The organism is Streptomyces sp. NPDC002018 (assembly GCF_042890865.1).
Taxonomy (GTDB): domain Bacteria; phylum Actinomycetota; class Actinomycetes; order Streptomycetales; family Streptomycetaceae; genus Streptomyces.
The window spans coordinates 68430-90063 of sequence record NZ_JBIASO010000025.1 but is presented as its reverse complement, the minus strand read 5'-3'; the positions used below and the strand labels follow the sequence as shown (position 1 = coordinate 90063).

Annotated in this window: 17 protein-coding genes and 1 pseudogene; 6 read left to right on the top strand and 12 right to left on the bottom strand. The window is 70.6% G+C overall.

Going from position 1 to position 21634, the window contains the following annotated elements:
- Positions 1 to 43 precede the first annotated feature (43 nt).
- The 3 genes from oxc (at position 44) to ACFYYH_RS30595 (ending at position 4215) form a co-directional block, all read left to right on the top strand.
- Positions 44 to 1795, top strand: coding sequence for an oxalyl-CoA decarboxylase (oxc, locus tag ACFYYH_RS30605; protein WP_388557834.1), 1752 nt, complete (start codon positions 44 to 46; stop codon positions 1793 to 1795).
- 78 nt (positions 1796 to 1873) lie between these two features.
- On the top strand, positions 1874 to 3130 hold the full coding sequence (frc, locus tag ACFYYH_RS30600) for a formyl-CoA transferase (RefSeq protein ID WP_388557831.1): 1257 nt from the start codon (positions 1874 to 1876) through the stop codon (positions 3128 to 3130).
- 371 nt (positions 3131 to 3501) lie between these two features.
- The gene (locus ACFYYH_RS30595) at positions 3502 to 4215 is read left to right on the top strand and encodes an SDR family oxidoreductase (protein ID WP_388557829.1); all 714 of its coding nucleotides are present in this window, start codon (positions 3502 to 3504) and stop codon (positions 4213 to 4215) included.
- 201 nt (positions 4216 to 4416) lie between these two features.
- Here ACFYYH_RS30595 and ACFYYH_RS30590 read toward each other — a convergent pair whose 3' ends face one another.
- The 6 genes from ACFYYH_RS30590 to ACFYYH_RS30565 form a co-directional block, all read right to left on the bottom strand.
- Entirely contained in the window at positions 4417 to 5958 is a 1542-nt protein-coding gene (locus tag ACFYYH_RS30590) for a mucin-5B (RefSeq protein WP_388557826.1), read from the bottom strand.
- Positions 5958 to 6917 carry a substrate-binding domain-containing protein gene (locus ACFYYH_RS30585; protein ID WP_388557824.1) on the bottom strand — a complete coding sequence of 320 codons (960 nt, stop codon included), beginning with the start codon at positions 6915 to 6917 and terminating at the stop codon, positions 5958 to 5960. The genes ACFYYH_RS30590 and ACFYYH_RS30585 overlap by 1 nt, the downstream gene beginning before the upstream one ends.
- A gap of 2 nt (positions 6918 to 6919) precedes the next feature.
- Complete coding sequence (locus ACFYYH_RS30580) at positions 6920 to 8002, bottom strand: ABC transporter permease (protein ID WP_388557821.1); 1083 nt, start codon at positions 8000 to 8002, stop codon at positions 6920 to 6922.
- Positions 7999 to 9630, bottom strand: coding sequence for a sugar ABC transporter ATP-binding protein (locus tag ACFYYH_RS30575; protein WP_388557820.1), 1632 nt, complete (start codon positions 9628 to 9630; stop codon positions 7999 to 8001). Before ACFYYH_RS30575 ends, ACFYYH_RS30580 begins: the two co-directional genes overlap by 4 nt.
- Positions 9627 to 11030 (bottom strand): aldehyde dehydrogenase family protein, encoded by a 1404-nt coding sequence (locus ACFYYH_RS30570; protein ID WP_388557817.1) that lies wholly within the window; start codon positions 11028 to 11030, stop codon positions 9627 to 9629. Before ACFYYH_RS30570 ends, ACFYYH_RS30575 begins: the two co-directional genes overlap by 4 nt.
- Positions 11031 to 11715: 685 nt before the next feature.
- Complete coding sequence (locus ACFYYH_RS30565; protein WP_388557815.1) at positions 11716 to 12558, bottom strand: LLM class F420-dependent oxidoreductase; 843 nt, start codon at positions 12556 to 12558, stop codon at positions 11716 to 11718.
- Positions 12559 to 12667: 109 nt separating this feature from the next.
- Between ACFYYH_RS30565 and ACFYYH_RS30560 the strand changes: the two genes are divergently transcribed.
- The 3 genes from ACFYYH_RS30560 to ACFYYH_RS30550 all read left to right on the top strand — a co-directional run bounded on the left by ACFYYH_RS30560 (position 12668) and on the right by ACFYYH_RS30550 (position 15171).
- A complete protein-coding gene (locus ACFYYH_RS30560) occupies positions 12668 to 13561 on the top strand; it encodes a LysR family transcriptional regulator (protein ID WP_388557812.1) in 894 nt (297 codons plus the stop codon).
- A 209-nt stretch (positions 13562 to 13770) separates the two neighbouring features.
- Positions 13771 to 13941 carry a 50S ribosomal protein L32 gene (gene rpmF, locus ACFYYH_RS30555; RefSeq protein ID WP_388557809.1) on the top strand — a complete coding sequence of 57 codons (171 nt, stop codon included), beginning with the start codon at positions 13771 to 13773 and terminating at the stop codon, positions 13939 to 13941.
- Positions 13942 to 13950: 9 nt separating this feature from the next.
- Positions 13951 to 15171: a GTP-binding protein gene (locus ACFYYH_RS30550; RefSeq protein WP_388557806.1), complete on the top strand. Its 1221-nt coding sequence runs from the start codon at positions 13951 to 13953 to the stop codon at positions 15169 to 15171.
- Positions 15172 to 15281: 110 nt separating this feature from the next.
- Here the strand turns inward: ACFYYH_RS30550 and ACFYYH_RS30545 are convergent, their stop codons facing one another.
- The 6 genes and pseudogenes from ACFYYH_RS30545 to ACFYYH_RS30520 all read right to left on the bottom strand — a co-directional run bounded on the left by ACFYYH_RS30545 (position 15282) and on the right by ACFYYH_RS30520 (position 21195).
- Positions 15282 to 15464: a hypothetical protein gene (locus tag ACFYYH_RS30545; protein ID WP_388557803.1), complete on the bottom strand. Its 183-nt coding sequence runs from the start codon at positions 15462 to 15464 to the stop codon at positions 15282 to 15284.
- A 256-nt stretch (positions 15465 to 15720) separates the two neighbouring features.
- Positions 15721 to 16474, bottom strand: a pseudogene (locus ACFYYH_RS30540) (class I SAM-dependent methyltransferase).
- Between the two features lie 99 nt (positions 16475 to 16573).
- Positions 16574 to 17713 (bottom strand): aminotransferase class V-fold PLP-dependent enzyme, encoded by a 1140-nt coding sequence (locus ACFYYH_RS30535; RefSeq protein WP_388557876.1) that lies wholly within the window; start codon positions 17711 to 17713, stop codon positions 16574 to 16576.
- Positions 17714 to 17870: 157 nt separating this feature from the next.
- A complete protein-coding gene (locus ACFYYH_RS30530) occupies positions 17871 to 19199 on the bottom strand; it encodes a pyridoxal-phosphate dependent enzyme (RefSeq protein ID WP_388557801.1) in 1329 nt (442 codons plus the stop codon).
- Positions 19196 to 20668: an alanine racemase gene (locus tag ACFYYH_RS30525; protein WP_388557798.1), complete on the bottom strand. Its 1473-nt coding sequence runs from the start codon at positions 20666 to 20668 to the stop codon at positions 19196 to 19198. The genes ACFYYH_RS30530 and ACFYYH_RS30525 overlap by 4 nt, the downstream gene beginning before the upstream one ends.
- Before the next feature lie 230 nt (positions 20669 to 20898).
- Complete coding sequence (locus ACFYYH_RS30520) at positions 20899 to 21195, bottom strand: hypothetical protein (RefSeq protein WP_388557795.1); 297 nt, start codon at positions 21193 to 21195, stop codon at positions 20899 to 20901.
- Positions 21196 to 21634 lie beyond the last annotated feature (439 nt).

Below are 21634 nucleotides of genomic sequence, written 5' to 3'. Positions count from 1 at the left end.
GAGAAGCCGCACAGGCATGACTGCCCAAGGAGGACCTCGGACCATGACCGCCCCTTCCGCACTGGAGACCGCGTCGACCGCCGACGCTCCGGCCGAGCTCACCGACGGGTACCACTTGGTCGTCGACGCACTCAAGCTGAACGATGTCGACACCATCTACGGGGTGGTCGGCATCCCGATCACCGACCTGGCCCGCCTCGCACAGGCGCGGGGCATCCGCTACATCGGCTTCCGCCACGAGAGCAACGCCGGTCACGCGGCGGCGGCGGCCGGGTACCTCACCAAACGGCCGGGCGTGGCTCTGACGGTATCCGCGCCGGGCTTCCTCAACGGGCTGGTCGCACTGGCGAACGCCACCACGAACTGTTTTCCGATGGTACAGATCTCCGGCTCCAGCGAGCGGCATCTCGTCGACCTCAAGCAGGGTGACTACGAGGAGATGGACCAGCTCGCCGCCGCGCAGCCGTTCGTCAAGGCCGCGTACCGCGTGAGCCGGGTGGAGGACATCGGCCGCGGTATCGCCCGCGCGCTGCGTACCGCGATCTCCGGCCGTCCCGGCGGTGTCTACCTGGACATCCCGGCCGCGGTGCTCGGTTCCATCATGGACGCCGAGGAGGGCGCGAAGACGCTGAGCCGTCTCGTCGACCCGGCGCCGCGCCAGTTGCCCGCCCCCGAGGCGGTGGACCGCGCGATCGAGATCCTGGAGAACGCCCGGCGGCCGCTGGTGGTGCTCGGCAAGGGCGCCGCGTACGCGCAGGCGGACGAGCGGATCCGCGAGTTCATCGAGTCCACGGGCATCCCGTACGTACCGATGTCGATGGCGAAGGGCCTGCTGCCCGACAGCCACCCGCAGTCGGCCGCGACCGCCCGTTCGCTGGCGCTGCGCAAGGCCGATGTCGTGGTGCTCCTCGGCGCCCGGCTGAACTGGCTGCTCAACCACGGCGAGGCACCGCAGTGGAACCCCGACGCGAAGTTCATCCAGGTGGACATCGAGCCCAAGGAGCTGGACAGCAACCAGCCCATCGCCGCCCCGCTCGTCGGGGACATCGAGTCGGTGCTCGAAGTGCTCGCCGAGCGGACCAAGCCCGGACAGATCGCGGCCCCCGCCGCCTGGCGGGAGGAGCTGGCGGCGCGCTCGGCGCAGAATGTCGCCAAGATGGCGGAGCGCCTCAAGGCCGACCCGCATCCGATGCAGTTCATGGGCGCCCTCAAGGCCGTACGTGACGTGGTGCACGAGCGCCCGGAGACGTACATCGTCAACGAGGGCGCGAACGCGCTGGACATCGCCCGCAACGTGATCGACATGCAGGTGCCGCGCCACCGCCTCGACAGCGGCACCTGGGGTGTCATGGGCATCGGTATGGGCTACGCGATCGCCGCCGCCGTCGAGACCGGCGCGCCGGTCGTGGCCGTGGAGGGCGACAGCGCCTTCGGGTTCAGCGGCATGGAGCTGGAGACGATCTGCCGCTACAAGCTGCCCGTCGTCACCGTCATCATGAACAACGGCGGTGTCTACCGCGGCGACGACGTCAACCCGCTGGAGACCGACCCGTCGCCGACGACCCTGATGCTCCAGGCGCGCCACGACCTGATGATCGAGGCGTTCGGCGGCAAGGGCTACCGCGCCACCACGCCCGCCGAGGTCACCGCGGCCCTCACCGAGGCGCTGGCCTCGGGCGGCCCGGCGCTCATCGACTGCGCGATCGACCCGTCGGCCGGCACCGAGAGCGGCCATATCGCGCATCTCAACCCGAAGGGCATCACCGTCGGCAACATCACGCCGGCGAAGAAGTAAGCGCCCCTCCCCCTGAACTCCCCGCGTACCGCGCACACTCCACCCTCGCACGAGATCAATCACGAGAAGGAAGCCACCATGAGTGAAAAGCCGCTCGCCGGAATCAAGGTGATCGACTTCACCGGGGTCCAGGCCGGTCCGGCGTGTACCCAGATGCTCGCCTGGTTCGGGGCCGATGTCATCAAGGTCGAGCGCATCGAAGGCGGCGATGTGACCCGCCGTCAGCTCCGCGACATCCCCGACCTCGACGCCCTGTACTTCACCATGCTGAACAGCAACAAGCGTTCGCTGGCCATCAACACCAAGTCCCCCGAGGGCAAGGAGGTCATGGAGAAGCTGATCCGCGAGGCCGACATCCTCGTGGAGAACTTCGCGCCGGGCGCCATGGACCGGATGGGCCTCGGCTGGGACCACATCCACGAGCTCAACCCGCGCCTGATCTTCGGGTCGGTCAAGGGCTTCAACGACGACTCCTCGTGGTCCGACCTCAAGGTGTACGAGAACGTCGCGCAGGCCGCCGGCGGCGCCGCGTCCACCACGGGCTTCTGGGACGGCCCGCCGACCATCAGCGGTTCGGCCCTGGGCGACAGCAACAGCGGTATGCACCTGCTGATCGGTCTGCTCACCGCGATCATCCAGCGCAACGCGACCGGGCTGGGCCAGAAGGTGTCGGTGTCCATGCAGGACGCCGTGCTCAACCTCACCCGGGTCAAGCTCCGTGACCAGCAGCGCCTGGAGAAGGTCGGCTATCTGGAGGAGTACCCCCAGTACCCGAACGGTGAGTTCGGCGACGCGGTGCCCCGTGGCGGCAACGCGGGCGGCGGCGGCCAGCCGGGCTGGATCCTGAAGTGCAAGGGCTGGGAGACCGACCCCAACGCCTACATCTACTTCACGATCCAGGAGCAGAACTGGAAGCGCACCTGCGAGGCCATCGGCAAGCCGGAGTGGGTCGAGGACCCGGAGTACACCACGGCCCTGGCGCGTCAGTCGCACATCTTCGAGATCTTCGGCCAGATCGAGGAGTGGCTGGCCGACAAGACGAAGTACGAGGCGGTCGACATCCTGCGCACGTTCGAGGTGCCCTGCGCGCCCGTGCTCAGCATGAAGGAACTCGCCGAGGACGAGAACATGCGCAAGAGCGGCACGATCGTCGAGGTCGAGCAGAAGGACCGCGGCACCTATCTGACCGTGGGCAGCCCGATCAAGTTCTCGGCCTTCAAGCCCGACATCAAGGGCGCGCCGCTGCTCGGTGAGCACACCGACGAGGTCCTCGCCGACCTCGGCTACGACGCCTACGCCATCTCCAAGCTGCACGAGGGCAAGGTCGTCGGCTGATCCGCCGATCCGCGGGTCGTACGGGCACGACACGTCGTGCGCGCACGCCCGGCCCCTGGGTGCCCCGCACGCGATCCCGTGTGCGGGGCAGCCTTGTGCGCCGCCTCGGGACGGCGGCTTCGCCATGACGGGCCGCCCCCGCCCCTGTACCGTGGAACGAGAGGTCCCGTCGTGGACCGCGGTCCCTACGGACCAGACCCCGAGGGCCGTGGCAGGCCTGGCCACACGCACCGGCCGTCCGCGAGCGGCGGAACGCCGGGGAGAGCCGGGGCCCGTGGGCGGTGTCCGGTGGTCGTCACCCCCCTCGTGAAGAGTGGCCGGCACCGGCCGGCACCAGGCGCGATCGCGCGATCGTCCGGGAAGTGGGACACATGGACATCCAGAACTCCGTCGCCGTGGTGACGGGCGCCAATCGCGGTCTGGGCCGGCATCTGGCGGCCCAGACCCTCAGCCGCGGGGCCGCGAAGGTCTACGCCTGCGCCCGGAATCCGTCGTCCGTCGACCTGCCCGGAGCCATACCGCTCCAGCTCGACATCACCGACCCCGCCTCGGTGGCCAGGGCCGCAGAAGTGGCGTCGGACGCCACCCTGCTGATCAACAACGCCGGGGTCAGTACGCACGCGGGACTGATCGACGGCGACCTCGCGGACATCAGGCTGGAGATGGAGACCCACTACTTCGGCACCCTCTCCGTCACCCGCGCCTTCGCCCCGGTCCTCGCGGCCAACGGCGGCGGAGCGATTCTGAACGTTCTCTCGCTCCTCGCGTGGGCCCACTACCCGGCCTACGGCGCCTACAGCGCGGCCAAGGCCGCCGAGTGGGCGATGGTCGATGTCGTCCGGCAGGAACTGGCACCCTCCGGCATCGATGTCACGGCCCTCCACGTCGGCTATATGGACACCGACATGGCCGACTACGTGGACGCGGCCAACAAGGTCGACCCCGCCATGGTCGCCGGTCTGGCCCTGGACGGAATCCAGGAACGGGCCCTGGAAGTGGTGGCCGACGAGAGGAGCCGCGATGTCGAGGCGGCGCTGTCCGGCGGACCGGAGCTGATGTATCCGGACCTGCCCGTCAAGCACTGAGGTGAGGAAGCGGCCCCACCGGCGAGGGGGTGCGCCGGTGGGGCCGGGGAGCCCGTGCGGCCCGGGGGGGGTGGGGCCGCGAGCTCGGCTCATCAGTGCCTGTGCCCCCGGCCGGGCAACGTATGCGCGGCGAGCGGCCACTTGTTTTCCCGGTCTTCCGGCCGGTGCCCGATCCCGCCCCGTACCGTGCCTCCGGGCGCGCTACTTCCTGCCCGTCCGAGGTACGTAGAGCTTGATGTCGGTCAGCCCGGCGCTCCCCTCGTACACATTGGTGTACAGGTCTCCGATCACGAAGGAGTCCGGGTACGCGGAGCCGGCCGGCCACTGGTCGGGCCACCGCGCACTGCCGTTGTCATCGTTCTGGACGAGGGTGTTGTTGAAGCGCCCGTCGTACTCCCCGGGCTTGACGTTGTAGTGCCAGATCGGCTGGTTGTCGACGATGAAGTTCCGGTGGAAGCGCAGCGTCTTCTGGCCGACGCGGGCGAAGTTGCCGCTGGCCTCCAGGGTGTAGCCGGTGGCATCGCGCTCGATGGCGAAGACATAGTCCTGGTTGGGCATCAGCTCCGGCTGGAGCTCCGCCGCCGAGGTGAGCTGCTGCTCGGCCACGCCGCCCGAGCAACTGGACATGAACCACTGGGAGTTGCCCGCCAGGCCGCCCCTGCCCGGGGTCCAGTTGGGAAGTCCGCTGATCCACATGTTGACGGTGTTGAAGCTGCTGTCACGGTAGTTGTAGTACGTGTTGGAGGTGGAGTTGCAGACCCGGCCGCCGGTGCCGCTGCCGACCCGGTCGGGGTGCTGGGAGAACGAGTCCATCAGCACCTTGCGGCGGTAGTGCCAGAAGTGGTTGTTGCGGGGCGCGGGGTCCGCGAAGTCGACGATCGACAGGAAGTGGAAGCCGTTGTAGCCGTAGTTGCCCTCACGGACGTCCTGCCATTCGCAGTACGGCGCGGAGGCGTCGCCCTCCCACCCGGGGCTGTTGGAGCCCTCGCCCCAGGGGTGCTGGGTCTTGCAGCCGTCCTTGCTGTATCCGTTGACGCGGTTGTCGTAGTCGATCGTGCCGTTCCGCTTCCCGCCGAAGTCGATGGTCTTCAGGCGGTACTCGATGCGGTACTGGTCGGGAAGCTGCTCGGTGGGGCGGAAGATGGCGCCACCGGTGTGGTCCGGGACCTTGAGCTGGGCGACCGTGCTGCCGCCCGCCCTGCCGTTGGTGATGGACGGGGCCTTCTCGATCAGGCCGTCCTTGTTCCAGTCACGGGCGGAGAGCGAGGCGGTCAGCCAGCCGCCGTCGCCCACCGGGAACTCCTTGCGGTAGGTGTCGAAGGAGTTGAACGCCGTGTTCCAGGCGGGGCCGTAGTCATTGGGGTACCACTGCCCGTTGTCGTCCATGATCGTGTCGAAGGGCTCGGCGTATGTCTCGCGCGTCCAGGGGGCGCCGCCGGGGTCGAGCCTCCTCGCGAAGTTCTCGGAGTGCAGCAGCCGCCAGGACACCTTGGGCTTCGCGCCCCGCGCCGCGTCCTGCGCCACGTCCTGCGCCTGCGCCTGCGCCTGGGTCTGGGTCTGTGCCTGGGCCCGTGGCCCCGCGTCCGGTGCCGCGGACGCGGTGTCGAGCGAGAGCGGCAGGACGAGTGCGCCGCAGACGAGGCCCGTCAGCGCGTAGGCCGTACGCCGCGGCCGTGTGCGGACACGGGAACGGCTCGTGGGGGTGGCGCCGGCCGGGGCACGGCTCAGTGGGGTGCGGGTCATCAGAAGTTGCCCTTCGGGTCGTAGTACTTCTCCGCGTTCTCCTTGGTGACACGTGGTGAGGGAACGACCGTGTCCTTCTCGGTCTTCTTGCCGTCGAGGATGTCCACGGTCCTGTCCAGCCCGAGGCTGCCGATCACATCGGCGTCGTTGAGGCCCGTGACCAGGTAGTTGGTGCCGTCGAGAATCGCCTTGAGCGCTTCCGCCTGGCCGTCGACCCCCGCCAGCACGATCTTGTCGTCGCGGCCCGCGTCCTTGATCGCGCGCTGCGCGCCCAGGCACATGGCGTCGTTCTCGCAGAAGACGGCGTCGATGTCGGCGTGCGAGGCGAGCAGGCTCTCCATCACGTTCAGTCCGCCGTCGGAACTCCAGTTGCCGAAGTCGGGCGCCTCGACCAGCTCGATCCCCGGGGCGCCCTCCAGGGCGGCCTTGACCCCGTCCGTACGGGCCTGGCCGATGCTGTTGTCGGCGGGCCCGCCCTTGACCAGCGCGACGGTGCCGCCGTCGGGCAGCCGCTGGGCCAGGAACTCCCCGTTCTGCTTTCCGATCGCCTCGTTGTCGGGGCCGATCCAACTGCTGTACGTACCGGTCCGGAACTTGCGGTCGACCAGGACGGCGGGCTTGCCGGCCGCCTTGACGGAGTTGAGGACGGCGGGGGCCGACTCCAGCGGACCGCCCGAGACGATCACCGCGTCGACGCCCTTGCTCAGCAGGTCCTCGACGTTCGAGGCGAGTTTGGCCGCGTCGCCTCCCGCGTCGGTGCTGACGATCTCGACGTTCTTCTTCTCCGCCCGCGCCTTGATGGCCCGGTCCATACCGTTGAAGTAGGGCCCGCTGAGCGTGAAGTTGGCGACACCGATGGTGTACGTACCGTCTCCCGCTCCTCCGGCGCCGTCGGAGGAGCAGCCTGCCAGGGCGGCGGCGAGGGCTCCGGCCACCAGCACACCGGATGCTTTTTTCATGATCATGACAATCTTGCCTTTCCGGAATCCGCGGGGTTCGGTGCGCCGGCCGTACGGAACCGTCCGGTGCGCTGTACGAGAATGACGGCGACGATGATCAGCCCCTTGAGGACCTGCTGCCAGAAGCTCTGCACGTCGTACAGGTTGAGCAGGTTGTTGATCAGCGCCAGGACGAGTACGCCGGCGAAGGTGGCCCGTACCGATCCCTTGCCGCCGGCCAGACTGGCCCCGCCGATCACGCAGGCGGCGATCGCGTCGAGTTCGAAGGCCGTGCCCACACTGGGCTGGGCGATACCGACCCGGCTGGCGAGGATGACGCCCGCCAGACCCGCGCAGGCGCCGCTGATCGTATAGGCGAGCACGATATGGCGGCGGACACCGATGCCGGCCAGCCGTACAGTCTCCGCGCTGCCGCCGATCGCCACCAGCGAGCGGCCCGCCGGAGTACGGCCGAGGAAGATCCCGCCGACCAGGAAGACCGCCAGCATGATCAGGGTGGAGACGGGCAGGGGGCCGAGCACCGCCGAGCCCAGTTCGAAGAAGCCCTCCTTCTCGGGCGCGACGGGCGTCTCCGAGTACACGAAGGCCAGCCCTCTGATGGTGGTGAGCGCCGCCAGGGTCACGACGAACGGTGCCAGTTGGAAGCGGGCGATCAGCACCCCGTTGACACAGCCGAAGCCCACCCCGGCGGCCAGACCGATCAGCATCGCGAGCGGGACCGGCAGCCCGGCGGAGAGCCCCGCGGCGACGATGCCGGAGAAGGCGACCACCGACCCGACCGAGAGATCGATACCGCCGGTGAGGATCACGGTGAGCATGCCGAAGGCCAGCAGGCCCGTGGTGACCATCTGCTTGAGCAGATTGGTCAGATTGCCCTCGGTGAGGAAGGCGTCGGTGGTCGAGCCCGCGATCACGACGAACGCCACGAGCAGGACGGCGAACCCGGCCTCCAGGGTGAGATCGCGTCCGGCCACGACCAGCCGGGGCAGCCGTGACAGCCGTGACGGTGGGCGGCCGTCCGGACCGGGCTTCCCGGAGCCGGCCGGCTCCGCGGGCTGGGCGGAGGTGGTCAGTTGGTCGGTCATGCGGCGTGTCCGATCGCGTGGGCGAGGACGGTGTCCTCGGTCGTACCGTCAGAGGGGAGGTCCGCGGTGAGACGCCCCTCACGCATCACCAGCACCCGGTCGGTGGCGCCGAGCACCTCCGTCAGATCGGAGGAGATGAGCAGGACGGCCATCCCGGCGCGGGCGAGTTCGTCGAGCATCCGGTAGATCTCGGCGCGGGTGGCCATGTCCACGCCCCGCGTCGGCTCGTCGAGCAGCAGGACACGTGGTCCTGTGAGCAGCCATTTGGCGAGCACGGCCTTCTGCTGGTTGCCGCCGCTGAGGGTGTGGACCGGCAGCCTCGCGCAGTGTGCGGGCCGGATGTCCAGCCGCTCAACCATGGCGGTGGCCTCGCGCCGCCGTCTTCCCGTGTCCAGCAGGGGGCCGCGGGTGGTGGTGCGGAGTGTGGTGAGGCCGATGTTCTCCGCGGTGGTCAGGCCGAGGACCAGACCGGTGCGCTTGCGGTCCTCGGTGACCAGCGCCAGCCCGGCGGCGATCGCCTCGCGCGGGGAGCGGAAGAGCCGGGCGCCGCCGCCGGTCATGGCGGTGGGGGCGGGAGGACCGTCGCCGGGCGTGCTCCCGGCCCCACCCCCGGACCCGCCTCCCGGCCGGTCTCCGGCCCCGGACGCGGTGACGCTTCCCGCGTGGGCGGGCTCGGCGCCGAAGACACAGCGCGCCAGTTCGCTGCGGCCCGAGCCGACCAGTCCGAACAGTCCGGTGATCTCGCCCGCCCGCAGGGTGAGGGAGATGTCCTGGAACTCCCCCGTGCGACGCAGTCCGGAGACCGTGAGCAGCGGAGCGCCGGGGCCGGGGCGGCGTGCGGGATAGAGCCGGCCCGGCCCCCGGCCCGCCATGAGCCGGATGAGTTCGTTCTCGTCGGTGCGCTCGGGCACGGTCTCGGCGACGACCCGGCCGTCCTTGATCACCACGATGGAGGTGGCCAGTTCCGTCACCTCGGCGAGGCGGTGCGAGACATAGACGATCAGCACCCCGCGTCGCTGGAGCCGTCGGATCAGCGCGAACAGCGCCTCCAGATCGCTGCCCGCGAGGACCGCCGAGGGCTCGTCGAGCACCAGGACCCTCGGCTCGCCGCCCTCGCTCACCAGCGCCTTGGCGATCTCGACCATCTGCTGTCTGGCCACGGTGAGCCGGCCGGCCCGGGTGCGCGGGTCGATCGCGCCGTAGCCGATGGACTCCAGCAGATCGCGGGCGCGCGCGTGGGCCGCCCGCCAGTCGATCAGACGGCCGAACCGGCGGGGGAAGTGGCCCATGAGGAGGTTCTCGGTGACCGACAGCTCCGGTACGAGGGTCAGCTCCTGGTGGACCGTACGGATGCCGTGCGCGTGCGCGTCGTGCGGCGAGCGCAGTTCGACGCGCTCGCCGTCCAGCAGGAGTTCCCCGGCGCTCATCCGCTCGGCGCCCGCCAGGACCTTGATCAGGGTGGACTTGCCCGCCCCGTTGGCGCCGACCACGGCGAGCACCTCACCGGCCCGTCCGGTGAGGTCGACCCCGTGCAGGACCTCGGTGGAGCCGTACGCCTTGCGCACGCCACGGATCTCCAGGGCGGTCCGTGCGGCGCTCCGTGCGGTGCTCGGGGTGGTGCTGCTCACCCGAGGGCCTCCATCACCACGACGGTCTTCTGCCGGGTGAACTCCAGGGCCGTGTCGTGCAGGCCCTCGGTGGCGCCGCCGGTGTCCCTGGGCCCGCCGAAGGGGAGGTTCTCGGCGCGCAGCGCGGTGGAGCCGTTGATGATCACCCCGCCGACGTCGAGCCGGTGGGCCAGGGTGAAGGCACGCCGGATGTCCCGGGTGAAGACGGCCGCCTGAAGTCCGTACGGGGACTCGTTGGCCATCCGTACGGCGTCCAGCGGGTCGGTGAACCGGGCGACCGGTGCGACCGGTCCGAAGATCTCCTCGGCGAGCGCGGGGCTGTCCCCCGGTACGTCGACCAGGACGGCGGGCCGGCTGAAGGCGCCGTGGCGGGGTCCCCCGGCCACCTGGCGGGCACCGTCGGAGACCAGCGCCGCGACGGCGCTCTCGACGCGCTCGGCCGCCTCCTCGCTGATCAGCGGTCCGACATCGGTGCCGTCGGCGAGCTGGTCGCCGACGGTGAGTTTGGCGGCGCCCGCGAGCAGGGCGTCCACAAAGGCGTCATGGACGCCGTCCTGGACGTACACCCGCTTGACCGCGCAGCAGATCTGGCCGTTGCCGCGGGCGAGCCGGCCCAGGACGACGGCGTTCGCGGCCTCCTCGACATCGGCGTCGTCACAGACGATCAGGGCGTCGTTGCCGCCGAGTTCGAGATGGACCTTCTTCAGGGTGTCGGCCGCGCGGCGGGCGATCTCCCGTCCCGCCAGTGTGCTGCCGGTGAGGCTGACGGCGGCCGTGCCGGGGCGGGCGGCCAGTTCCTGCGAGACATGGACGCCGCCGGTGAGCAGTTGATGGGCGCCCTCGGGAACACCGGCCCGCTCGACGAGCGCGCCGATCCGCAGCAGGGTGAGCGGGCACCGTACCGGAGGGTGGACCAGGACGGCGTTGCCCGCGGCGAGCGCGGCGGCGGCCTTGTGGGCGTACAGCTCGACGGGGTAGTTGAACGGCACCAGCGCGGCGACCGGGCCCAGCGGCTCCCTGACCGTGACGGCGAGATGGCGCTCCAGACCGGGCACGGCGCCGAGCGGGATCTGCCGTCCGAACAGCCGGGTCGCCTCCCCGGCGAACCCCCGGAAGATCCGGATCGCCGCCCCGACCTCCTCGACCGTCTGGAAGAGGGGCTTGCCGTTCTCGGCGGCGAGGAGCCGGGCCAGGTCGCCGGCCTCGGCCTCGATCAGATCGGCTGTGCGCAGCAGGAGCCCGGCGCGTTCGTGCGCGGGCATGGCGGCCATGGCGCGCTGCCCGCGCGCCGCGGCGCCGAGGGCGGCGGTGATCCGGTCGGAGGTGAAGTCCTCGATGTCTCCGAGATGTTCGCCTGTTCCGGGATTGTGCACGGACAGCGGTGCGGTACGGGTCGACATGCGTCGCTCTCCCTGTACGGGCTGTGGCTGGTACGGGTCGGGCACTGCGGAAAGTGCTGCGATGGTGGCCCGCCGTCAGCAATTCGTCAACAGCTTTAACAAAATGGCTCGACGCCTGGCCGAAGGGCATCGCCCCGCAGGCGGAGGCCGGTCGGACGGACGAGGAGAGGGCGGGCGCGGGCGCGGGGATCCGCCCCCGGAAAGCCGACGCTGAGTGACCGTCACGGCCCGCCGGACACCGGCCGCGCACCGCGTCGGCCGCCGTGGGTGTGCCCCGCACCGTGCCGGGTGCCGCCCGGTGACACGTCATTCATACGGAGGCATCGCGCGGGTGCGGACCATCGGAAGGAAGCCGGGCGGCCCTCCCCGGGCGCGGGGGCCGACACGCCGTCACCCGGAGAACCGGGCCCGGCCGTCGGTACGCTCCGCAGCCACCGCGCTCCCCCGGGCCGGCCCTTCGCCTCCGCGACCGGGGTCATCACCATTTCGGCGCGATCAGGACTGGCGCCCCGCACGGTCACCGCACTCACGGTCCCGGACGGCGCGCCCGCCCCTCACCCCTCATCCCTCACCCCCGTCTCATCCCTCACCCCGTCCCTCACAGAGGAGGGGCGCACGCGAGCACGTGGCCACCGGGCGGACCGCCCGCGCCACGCCCCCGAGGGGCGGACTCCCCTCTGACGTTTCAGTGCGGCAGCCCGGCGTGGCGCTCCAGGAACGCGGCGACCTCCGCCGGATCCTCCAGCGGCAACGGATAGACCACCAGCCGGTCGACGCCCAGGTCCGCGTAGCGCCGGGCCGTACCGGCGTCCACCGGGGAGAGCTGCATAAAGCTGATCTCCAACCGGCCCAGCCGCTCCGGGCGTTCGACCTCGGCGGCGGCCTTCCGCAGCCCGGCGAGATGGCCGGCGAGATCGTCCGGGCCGTCCCCGTTGCCGAACCAGCCATGGCCACGGGCGACCGCCCGCCGGAAGGCGGCCGGGCTGTGGCCGCCGATCACGATCCGCGGTCCGTCCGCACGGACCGGCCGCGGATGCGCGTCGACGGCGTCGAAGGCCACATAGCGGCCCTGGTAGGACGGGGCCGGCTGGGTCCACAACGCCCTCATCGCGTCCAGGTACTCGTCGGTGCGTCTGCCGCGTTCCGCGTAGGGCACGCCGACGGCGGTCATCTCCGGTTCGAGATATCCGGCGCCGACCCCCAGCAGCAGCCGGCCGCCGCTGAGCACATCGAGACTCGCGGCCTGCTTGGCGAGGACCAGCGGATTGCGCTGCGGCAGGATGACGATCCCGGTGCCGAGCTCCAGCCGTTCCGTCACGGCGGCGACATAGGCGAGATGCACCAGCGGGTCGAGAATCGGATCCGTCGGCTCCATCGGCGCGGGCGCTACCCGGGGGCTGGGAAGGACGACATGCTCCCCCGCCCACCACGACCGGTATCCCAGCTCCTCCGCGAGCCGGGCCAGCCGGACCGTCTCCGCGGCTCCCAGTGTGGCCTTCGCGTTCAGCCCCGTGACACCCAGTTCCACGGGCGCCCACCTCCATCCGATCCGGGCGGCGCTCCTGTGCGGCAGCCGCCCGCCCATCGTGGAACCGCGCCCGCCGACTGTCCAAGAGCTGCTGTTATAGCCTCTGGTTATGGATGTCCATGTCCGGGACCTGCGCTACTTCGTCGCTGTCGCGGAGGAGCTCAGCTTCACCCGGGCCGCGAGCGACCGGCTCTTCGTCTCGCAGCCGGCGCTGAGCAAACAGATCCGCCAACTGGAACGGGCCTTCCGCACCACGCTCTTCGCGCGCGACCGGCGTACGGTCGCCCTCACCGCCGCGGGCAGAGCCCTCCTGCCCCACGCCCGTCGGCTGATCGAGCAGTGGGAGGGAGCCCAGCGCGCGGTGGCGGACGCCGCGGCGGCCCAGGACACCACACTGACGGTCGGCTTCCAGACGAGCATCGGCCGCGGACTCATCCCGGCCGTCACCGCCACGATGGAGAAGCTGCTTCCCGGCTGGCGGCTCCAGTTCCGGCAGATCACCTGGGCGGATCCGACGGCGGGACTCGCGGGCGGCGATGTCGATGTCGCCGTCGCCTGGCTGCCCGCGCCGACGAGCGGCGGGTTCTCGCAGAAGGTGATCATCGCGGAGGACCGCTGGGTGGCTCTCCCCGCGGACCACCGGCTGGCCGGCCAACCTGTCGTCCCCTTCGAGGAGTTGGCGGACGAGCCCTTCATCGCCCTGCCGGCGACGGCCGGAGCGCTCCGCGCGTTCTGGCTCGGCGACGACCACCGCCGGGCACCGGCACGGATCGCCGCGACGGCGGAGACCGCCGACGAGACCTTCGAAGCGGTCGCCTCGGGACTCGGGGTGGTGCTTCTCTCCGCGGGCAACGCCGAGATGCTCTACAAGCGGGAGACCCTGGTCTGCCGACCCGTCACCGGGCTCTCCCCCTGCCGGCTCGCCGTCGTCTGGCGTACGGCGGACCACCGTGAGGCGGTACGCGTCTTCGTGGACGCCTGCTGCCTCTGCGCCGGAGCCTGACGGGCCCCCTCGGGCGTACCGTCCCGGAGCTGGAACTCCTGCCCGCACCAGACCCCGTGACGGCGCACGTCCGCCCCCGGCCGCGTCCACCCCGTCGGTCGGAGTGATCACGCGCAGCGATCACCGCCACCGTAACTTAGTAATGGAATCCATTTTCATGTACTGTCCTGAAGCACTGCCCGCCCCTACGCCGAGAACGCGAGAACGCCATGGCCGTGCCCAAGCGCAAGATGTCCCGTAGCAACACCCGGCACCGCCGGGCCCGGTGGAAGGCCACCACACCCCCGTTGGTGCCGGTCACCGTCGACGGCTCGGTCCACCGGGTGCCCCGGCGGCTGGCCAAGGCGTACGAGCGCGGTCTGCTGCGCCCGGAGAGCTGAGCCGCCCGTATGACGCACGACCAGCTTCCCGTCACCGTCCTGTCCGGGTTCCTCGGCGCCGGAAAGACCACCCTGCTCAACCATGTCCTCGGCAACCGCGAGGGGCTGCGCGTCGCGGTCATCGTCAACGACATGAGCGAGATCAATATCGACGCCGCCCTCGTCCGCGGAGGACAGGCCGCCCTGTCACGCACCGAGGAGCGTCTGGTCGAGATGACCAACGGGTGCATCTGCTGCACGCTCCGCGACGATCTGCTGGAGGAGGTCGACCGCCTGGCGCGTGAGGGCCGGTTCGACCATCTCCTCATCGAGTCCAGCGGTATCTCCGAACCCATGCCGGTCGCGGCGACCTTCTCCTTCCCCCGCGACGACGGTGCGACCCTCGGCGATCTCGCCAGGCTGGACACCATGGTCACCGTCGTGGACGCGGCGAACTTCCTGCCCGAACTCGCCGGCGGTGACGGCCTCGCCGAGCGCGGGCTCGACCAGTACGAGAACGACGAGCGCACCGTCAGTGATCTGCTGATGGACCAGATCGAGTTCGCCGATGTCATCGTCCTCAACAAGCTCGACCTGGTCGACACGGAAGCCGCCGGCCGGCTCCGGGCAGCGCTGACGCGCCTCAATCCGGTCGCGCGGATCATCCCCGCCACCCGGGGGCGCGTGCGTCCGGGCGAGGTCCTGGGGACCCGGCTGTTCGATCTGGAACGGGCCCAGCAGGCACCGGGCTGGGTACGGGAACTCAACGGTGACCATGTGCCGGAGACGGAGGAGTACGGGATCTCCAGCACCGTCTTCCGCTCCGGCGTCCCGTTCCATCCGGGCCGCTTGTGGGACTTCGTCACCCAGGGCATGGAGAGCGGGGACTTCGGGCGGATTCTGCGCTCCAAGGGCTTCTTCCTGCTGGCCGGCCGGCCCCGGGTCACCGGACTGTGGTCACAGGCCGGCGCGGTCGCCCGGTTCGAGCCCGCCGGCGCCCGTGACGACGGCACCGCCCAGGGCCAGGAGCTGGTCTTCATCGGGACCGAACTCCGTGGTGACGCCCTGCGGGCGGCGCTGACCGGCTGTCTGATGGCCGACGGCGAAAGCCTTCCGCCGTACGACCCCTTCCCCGTGTGGGACACCGCCGGAATCGACGACGCCCGCGCGACGGGACACGACCATGAGCACGGCCATGGGCCGCGGCAGCCGGTACAGGTGGTCTCCCCCGCGCCGGAGCCCGTGCCGTAGCCCGTGCCGTAGCCCCTGATACTCCGGGCCGGGCGGTGGTCGCAGCCACGGCACCGCCCGACCCGGGCATCCCACCACCCGGCCGGACAGGGCCAGGCCGCCGGAGGACGTCAGGGCGCGGGCGCCCGTAACCGTGCCATCTCACCGCCCGCCACGAACCCCAGACGCCGGTAGAGCCCGACCGCTCCGGCCTCCGCGCCGAGCATCGCGCTCCGGATCCCCCGGCGGTACGCGTCGGAGAGGGCCGCGCGGTGGACACCGAGGAAGACGTCCAGCTCGGACAGGGACCGCACGGTCGACGGCCGCCCCCGAGAACTCCGGCGCGAAAACGGTGTTGTACGGCCGCGCCGTCGAGGGAGCGCTCAGCCGACCGCACTCGCGCCGATCTCCAGCCGCACATACGGCGACGCGCCCTGATACGTCAGACAGGCGCAGGGGTTGGCCTCCAGACCGGCAGATCGCATGCTCGGCACCGTCCCTCGTCGGCCCGTCGGCCCGTCGGCCTGTCCGCTCGTTGGCCCGTCGAAGACATCTCTCACCGGCTCCCGGTCAGCGGATCGCGACCAGCACATAGCTCTGGCCGAACTGCCAGACAGGAGCGGCGTGTTCGAAGCCCGCCCGGTGCAGCAGGTCCCTGTGGCGCGACAGGGGCAGCTCGTCGCCGGCGCCGGTGATCGGGCCGCGGCGGGCGCGTTCGTCCAGCAGATCCGCGAACTCGGGCTCCTGGGCCGCCGCCGTCCACCAGGACTCCCAGTCCTCGTGGACGAACGCCCGCTGGCGCAGGGCCCGGCACCGGCCGACGTGCGCGGCGATCCGGGAGTGCCCGCTCCCGTGCTGGAGGAGGTGGTCGGCGTTGACGAGGACCCCTCCCGGGCGGACCAGCCGCGCCAGCTCCGTGTACGTCCGGCCGAGGGCGGCCTCGGAGAGATAGCAGCGCGGTGGTCGAGACGGCGGCGTCCAGGGGCCCGCCGAGGGCCAGCTCCTCCGTCCAGCCCTCGGCGCCGATCTCCGTGTCGACGTAGCGGGCCGCGTCGGGGTGGTGGGTACGGGCCAGTTCCAGCAACAGCGGATCCATGTCGACCGCCACGATCTCCGCCCGGGGCACACGGGCGGCCAGCCGGGCGGCCAGCGATCCGGGACCGCATCCGAGGTCGAGGATCCGTGGGCGCGGCCGGCCCTCCGTCACCTGCTCGACGACATCCGCGATGACCGTGAACCGTTCCTCGCGGTCGATCGCGTACCGCCCCTGCTGCCGCTCCCACCGCCGTACCCATGATTCGGCTGTCGCCATGCTCAGGCCCATGTGACCGTGCCGCCCTCACTTGTCTCGCTTGTCTCGCCTCCGACCGACCCGCCAAATCTACATCTGAAAACGGTTCCCATTCCCCTCTGATGGGTGTGTTCACTCCAGCGTGGCGAGAACGGCGAGGAGCCGGTCGATCTCCTCGGGCGTGTTGTACACATGCGTGCTGACACGTACGGAACTGGTCCTCTCCCCCGCGGCGCCCTGGCAGTGGCCGTCGGTGCGCACCATGAAACCGTGGCTGAACAGGATGAATCCCAGATCGCTCGCGCCGATCCCGTGATGGCGGAACGCCACGATGCCGCGGCGGTGCTGGATACGGGTGTCCAGCGCCAGACTCCGCTGACAGCCGAGGACCTGGTAGGCGCGCAGCCGCCGCAGTCCGTCGGTCAGCCGGAGCGCGAGGGCCGTCGTCCAGCGCTCGATCCGGTCCGTGCCCGCCTCCGCCAGCCAGTCGAGGGCCGCCGCCAGGGAGGCGATCCCGGTGGTGTTGGGCGTGCCGCTCCAGCCGCCGGGCACGAACCGGGGACCGCGCGTCTGACGGGCCCAGACCGCGCCGGACCCGGGCAGCGCCAGGGCCTTGTGCCCGGAGAAGGCGACGAAGTCGACATCGAGGTCGGCGACGGAGACCGGCAGATGCCCCACGCTCTGCGCGGCGTCGAGACAGATCGCCACGTCCGGCCCGACGGCGGCGCGGACGCGCTGGACATTCATGTCCGCTCCGTACACATGGTGCACATGGGTCACCGCGACGAAGCGGGTGCGGGGACCGACCGCGCGGGCGAGGGCCGCCGGGTCGTAGTCGCCCGAGGACGTCTGGTACGGCATCTCGCGTATCCGGATCCGGGTCCCCTGGGAGGCCAGCAGTTCCTGGGCGTCGAGCCTCGGGACCAGGTTCGCCTGATGGTCCGCGAACGGGACGACGATCTCGTCCCCGTCGGCGAGGAACGTGGGCAGCCAGTCCCGCGCCACGGTGCGCAGTCCCTCGGTGGTACCGCTGGTGAAGTGGACGGCGGAGCGCTCCGGAGCGGGGTCGGAGAGGAAGGACTTGATCCGCTCACGGGTCCGTTCCACCAGTTCGGTGGAGGCGTTGGCCCAGGGGTACGTACCGCGCCCGGCGTTGGCGTTGGCGGTGGTCAGATAGGTCTCGACGGCCTGGAGGACGGTCCGGGGCTTCTGTGCCGTCGCGGCGCTGTCCAGATAGACCAGCTCCGGATGCCCGGTGATGATGGGGAACATGGCGCGCAGCGGACGCTGCCAGGGGATCAGTTCGTCCGGGAACGCCGCGTCGGGCCCGCGCGGGATCGTCCCGGTCGTCGCATCGGCAGCAGTCTCTTCGGTCGTCTCGTCCGTGCTCTCGTCGGTCGATTCGCCGGTCGTCTCGTCGGTCATCTCGTCAGTCCCTGACCAGCGGCGCGCCGGCGTCGCGCCAGGCGATGATGCCACCGTCCAGGCTGCGGGCGTCGCAGTGCCCCATACGGGTCAGCAGCGCCGCGTACCGGGCGGATCTGTCGCCGACGGGACAGGTCAGCAGAACCGGCTGGTGTCTGCTGAACGGGAGCCCGCCCCGGACGAGTTCGGCGAACAGCTCGTCGGTGATGTTGACCGCCTGCTCGATATGGAGGGCGGCGTACGCGGACGGGCCGCGCAGATCGATCACGAGGGGCCGCTCCCGCGCGATCCACTCCCGCGCCTCCCCCGTCCCGAGGGTCACGGCCGCGGCGGTCTCGGCGGCGGACACATCGAGGAGTGAGTTCTTGCGGGCCGTGAGCCCGATCAGTTCGGGGCGGCGCTGCTTCACATAGCTCAAGTAGCTCTCGATACGGTCGCAGACGATGAAGACGGCGGTCTGGCGCTCGTCGCTGTCCGCCAGCGCGGCGTCGGCCTCCCGCAGCCGCCGGACCGTACCGAAGTAGGCGGCTCCTCCGGTGGGCCCGGCGAGGATGCCGCAACGGCGGGCCAGGGTGAGCATCCCGTCGATGGCCTCGTCGGCGGTCACCGCGTCCATCGTGTCGTAGGTCGCCGGATCGAAGAGACCGACCTCGTGCGCTTCGTCGATGGTGCGGATCCCCGGTATGAAGTCCGACTTGTCCGCGACCAGCCCGACGACCCGGACCCTGGGGTCGTGTTGGCGCAGCGCCCCGGCGACACCGGTGGAGGAGCCGGCGGTGCCCACACACGCGATGAACCAGTCCGGTACGCGCCCGTCCAGGTCCCTCACGATCTCCGGGCCGGTTCCCTGGGCGTGTGCCTCGGTGTTACGGGCGTTGAAGTACTGGTCGGTGTGGAGATAGGCGCTGTCCGGATCGGAGAGCGCCCGGTGGAAGAGCGTCAGCGGGTCCTCGGTGTCGGTCGGGTCGAGGCATTCGCTCCGTCCGGGCAGTTCCTCGATCTCGGCGCCCAGCAGAAGCAGCAGATCCTTGATCTCCGGGACCCGCATCCGGTTGGTGACGCTCTTGAACGACAGTCCGTGCATACCGGCGATCACCGACAGGGCCTTCGCCGTGTTCCCGCTGGAGAGTTCCACGATCTGGCTGCCCCGCTCGACGGCGGTGGCGAGTCCGGGGCGGGCCATGTTCCACGCGGCCCGGTCCTTGACGGAGCCGAAGGGATTGAGCATCTCCAGTTTGGCGTAGAGGTCGATGTGCCGCAGGCCGTGCACTCCTGGATCGATGCGCACCAGCGGGGTGTTGCCGATGACCTGGGTGATGCTGTCGTACCTCATGCCCTGCCCTCCTGGCACAGCGTCGGCCAGTACTCCTCGTCGAGACTCCATCGCCACGCGCCCTCGCCGTCCCGCCACGCGGCCACCTTGCGCGCGACGGGGAGGTGCTGGGCCCGGCCGGCCTGGAAGTCCATGCAGTATCCGGCGGTGTTCGCGAAGCCCAGCAGATCGCCGGGGCGCGGGAGGCGCGGCAGGAAGACCATCCTGCGCGAGATCAGATCGGCTTCCAGACACAGGCTGCCCGCGAGGTAGACCCCCACCGCGTCGCCGCCGTCGTCCACCCGGCCCCCGTCACGCCCGATGACAACAGGGTCCATGACGATCCCGTGGTCCTCAAGACCTATGTCGTCGGCCTTGGCCGCCAGGCGTACGAGGTGCTCCCCCGCCTCGGTGCTCCGCACCTCCAGGACCCGGGCGAGGGTCAGTCCGCACTGGTCCGCCAGCGCCCGTCCGGGCTCCGTGTAGAGGTCGTACAGGTTCTCCAGGAGCACGGTGGACAGCGTCCGCCCGCCGAACGACGGAGCGGGCGCCGACAGCAGTTCGTCGAGATAGCGTTCGCTCGCGACCGGACGGTACCCCGGGTAGAGCCCGAGGGAACCGCGCAGGGTCCCCGCCTCGTCGCGCAGGCCGTAGCCGTGGCCACGCCAGGTCAGGGCGGGCCTGCGGCCCAGGACCGCCCGGGTGAGTTCGGTCGTGTACCGCTCCCACTGCTCCTGATGGGCAAGGTAGTTGACGCCGAACCCGCGCCCGATGTCCACGGCCCGCGGTCTCAGGCCCCGCTCACGGAGCGTTTCCATCGCGCGGACGCATCCTTCGAGCGCCACCGCCTTCTCGGCCGTGCTCGTCGTGTCCAAGTGGAAGCCGGCACCGACCAGTTCGACGGCCTCGCTGTGCCGCTCGGCCGTCCTCAGCAGGCTGTCCAGCTCCCTGACCGGTGTGCCGAAGCGGCTCATCCTGCTCAGCACCTTCACACCGGAGGCCTCGAACGCGGAGAGCCGCAGCAGAACCCGTACACGGGGCAGCGCGTAGGAGCTCACGATCCGGGCCAGCTCGTCCAGCTCCGTGCGTCCGTCGGCGTTGACGGTCACGCCCGTACGGGCGGCGAGCCACAGGAACTCCGGGCTCTTGGGACCGGTGGCCATGATCCGGTCGGGGGTGAACCCCGCCCCGAGGGCCTGCTGCAACTCACCCACGGACGCGACATCCACGCCGGCGTCGGTGACCGCGAGCCGGCGCAGCAGGGCGCAGGAACGATTCGTCTTGTGGGCGAACCAGATCTGACCGCCCAGCCGGTGTTTCCGGTACATGGCACGGAAGCGTTCCGCGTTGTCGGCGATCTGATCGGGGAGCACCACACCCAGCGGCGATCCGAGCGCGTCGACGAGCGCGTGGGTGAAGTCTTCCGCCTGGAGCAGCGCCGCCAGACGCGGCTCGGTGCGCGGCTCCAGATACAGCGGCAGAGCACTCAAGAGTCCTCCTCATTCGGGCATATCGGCCCGCCGTCCTTATACAAGCGATATTCATTTCCCTTTTCGGGACCCCTTACGCGCCACTTCCGGCCGCCGCGGACGGGACGGCCGGGAAAGGACGAAGCGAGCCTCTCCACCGGGGAAGGGGAGCGACTCGCTTCGGGAGCGACCGGGTCCGATGACCGCGCTTCACGCGGACACCGGGCGTCACGGCTCATCGGGGCCAGGGTTCAGTGGTCGTCCCAGTGCCCGTCGTGGCCGGCGTGCCGGTGGCCGTCGTGCACGTAGTCGACATGGCCGTCGTGCGGCACGGCGACATGCCCGCACCCCTCACCGTGGCGGTGCGGGTGCTCACCGTGGGCGGTGTGTCCTTCGTGCTCGCACTCGTCCACATGATCCGCGTGGACGCGGTGCATATGGCCGTCGTGCTCGTAGTCGACATGGCTCTCGTGCGGCACGGCGACATGTCCGCAGCCCTCACCGTGGTGGTGCGGGTGGTCGGAATGAGGAGCGTGTGCGGTCGTCATGGCTCCCTGCCTCTCTCCCATGGCCCTTCGGCACGGGCTGGCGGCCCTTCGGCGCGGGCTGCGCGATTCCGGTGTTTCGCGCCGGTGGCTCCATACTGCTCCGCCGGGAGCGGTCCCGCAGTTCCCGTCACCCGTACGGCCGCACGCGCCATCAACCCACCGGGACGGGGCACCGGCACCCGGTCCGTCGTGCTCCGTGATCCCGGCACCCGACCGGGGCCGGACCGTGCCGCTCCGGGCGGAAAGCGGAACGCGTGACGTTCCCCACTCGCGGGACACGAGGGAGAACCCGGACACCGGACGGCGCCGGGCCGGACTCAGGGGCGGGGAATCCGGCCATGGACACCGGAGAGTCACCGTCCGTGGGGCTGTCGACGCAGGTGCCACAAGGGCCCCGCCGCTGAAACATCACCCGTCGTATCCGGCCAACTGCCGTACT

Bases quoted from the DNA above. Each gene is read 5' to 3' on its own strand.
- ACFYYH_RS30550 (WP_388557806.1), top strand. From the start codon at position 13,951: ATGACGCACGACCAGCTTCCCGTCACCGTCCTGTCCGGGTTCCTCGGC.
- oxc (WP_388557834.1), top strand. From the start codon at position 44: ATGACCGCCCCTTCCGCACTGGAGACCGCGTCGACCGCCGACGCTCCG.
- ACFYYH_RS30535 (WP_388557876.1), bottom strand. From the start codon at position 17,713: ATGTTCCCCATCATCACCGGGCATCCGGAGCTGGTCTATCTGGACAGC.
- ACFYYH_RS30530 (WP_388557801.1), bottom strand. From the start codon at position 19,199: ATGAGGTACGACAGCATCACCCAGGTCATCGGCAACACCCCGCTGGTG.
- ACFYYH_RS30560 (WP_388557812.1), top strand. From the start codon at position 12,668: ATGGATGTCCATGTCCGGGACCTGCGCTACTTCGTCGCTGTCGCGGAG.
- ACFYYH_RS30570 (WP_388557817.1), bottom strand. From the start codon at position 11,030: ATGTCGACCCGTACCGCACCGCTGTCCGTGCACAATCCCGGAACAGGC.
- ACFYYH_RS30590 (WP_388557826.1), bottom strand. From the start codon at position 5,958: ATGACCCGCACCCCACTGAGCCGTGCCCCGGCCGGCGCCACCCCCACG.
- ACFYYH_RS30520 (WP_388557795.1), bottom strand. From the start codon at position 21,195: ATGACGACCGCACACGCTCCTCATTCCGACCACCCGCACCACCACGGT.
- frc (WP_388557831.1), top strand. From the start codon at position 1,874: ATGAGTGAAAAGCCGCTCGCCGGAATCAAGGTGATCGACTTCACCGGG.
- rpmF (WP_388557809.1), top strand. From the start codon at position 13,771: ATGGCCGTGCCCAAGCGCAAGATGTCCCGTAGCAACACCCGGCACCGC.
- ACFYYH_RS30585 (WP_388557824.1), bottom strand. From the start codon at position 6,917: ATGAAAAAAGCATCCGGTGTGCTGGTGGCCGGAGCCCTCGCCGCCGCC.
- ACFYYH_RS30580 (WP_388557821.1), bottom strand. From the start codon at position 8,002: ATGACCGACCAACTGACCACCTCCGCCCAGCCCGCGGAGCCGGCCGGC.
- ACFYYH_RS30595 (WP_388557829.1), top strand. From the start codon at position 3,502: ATGGACATCCAGAACTCCGTCGCCGTGGTGACGGGCGCCAATCGCGGT.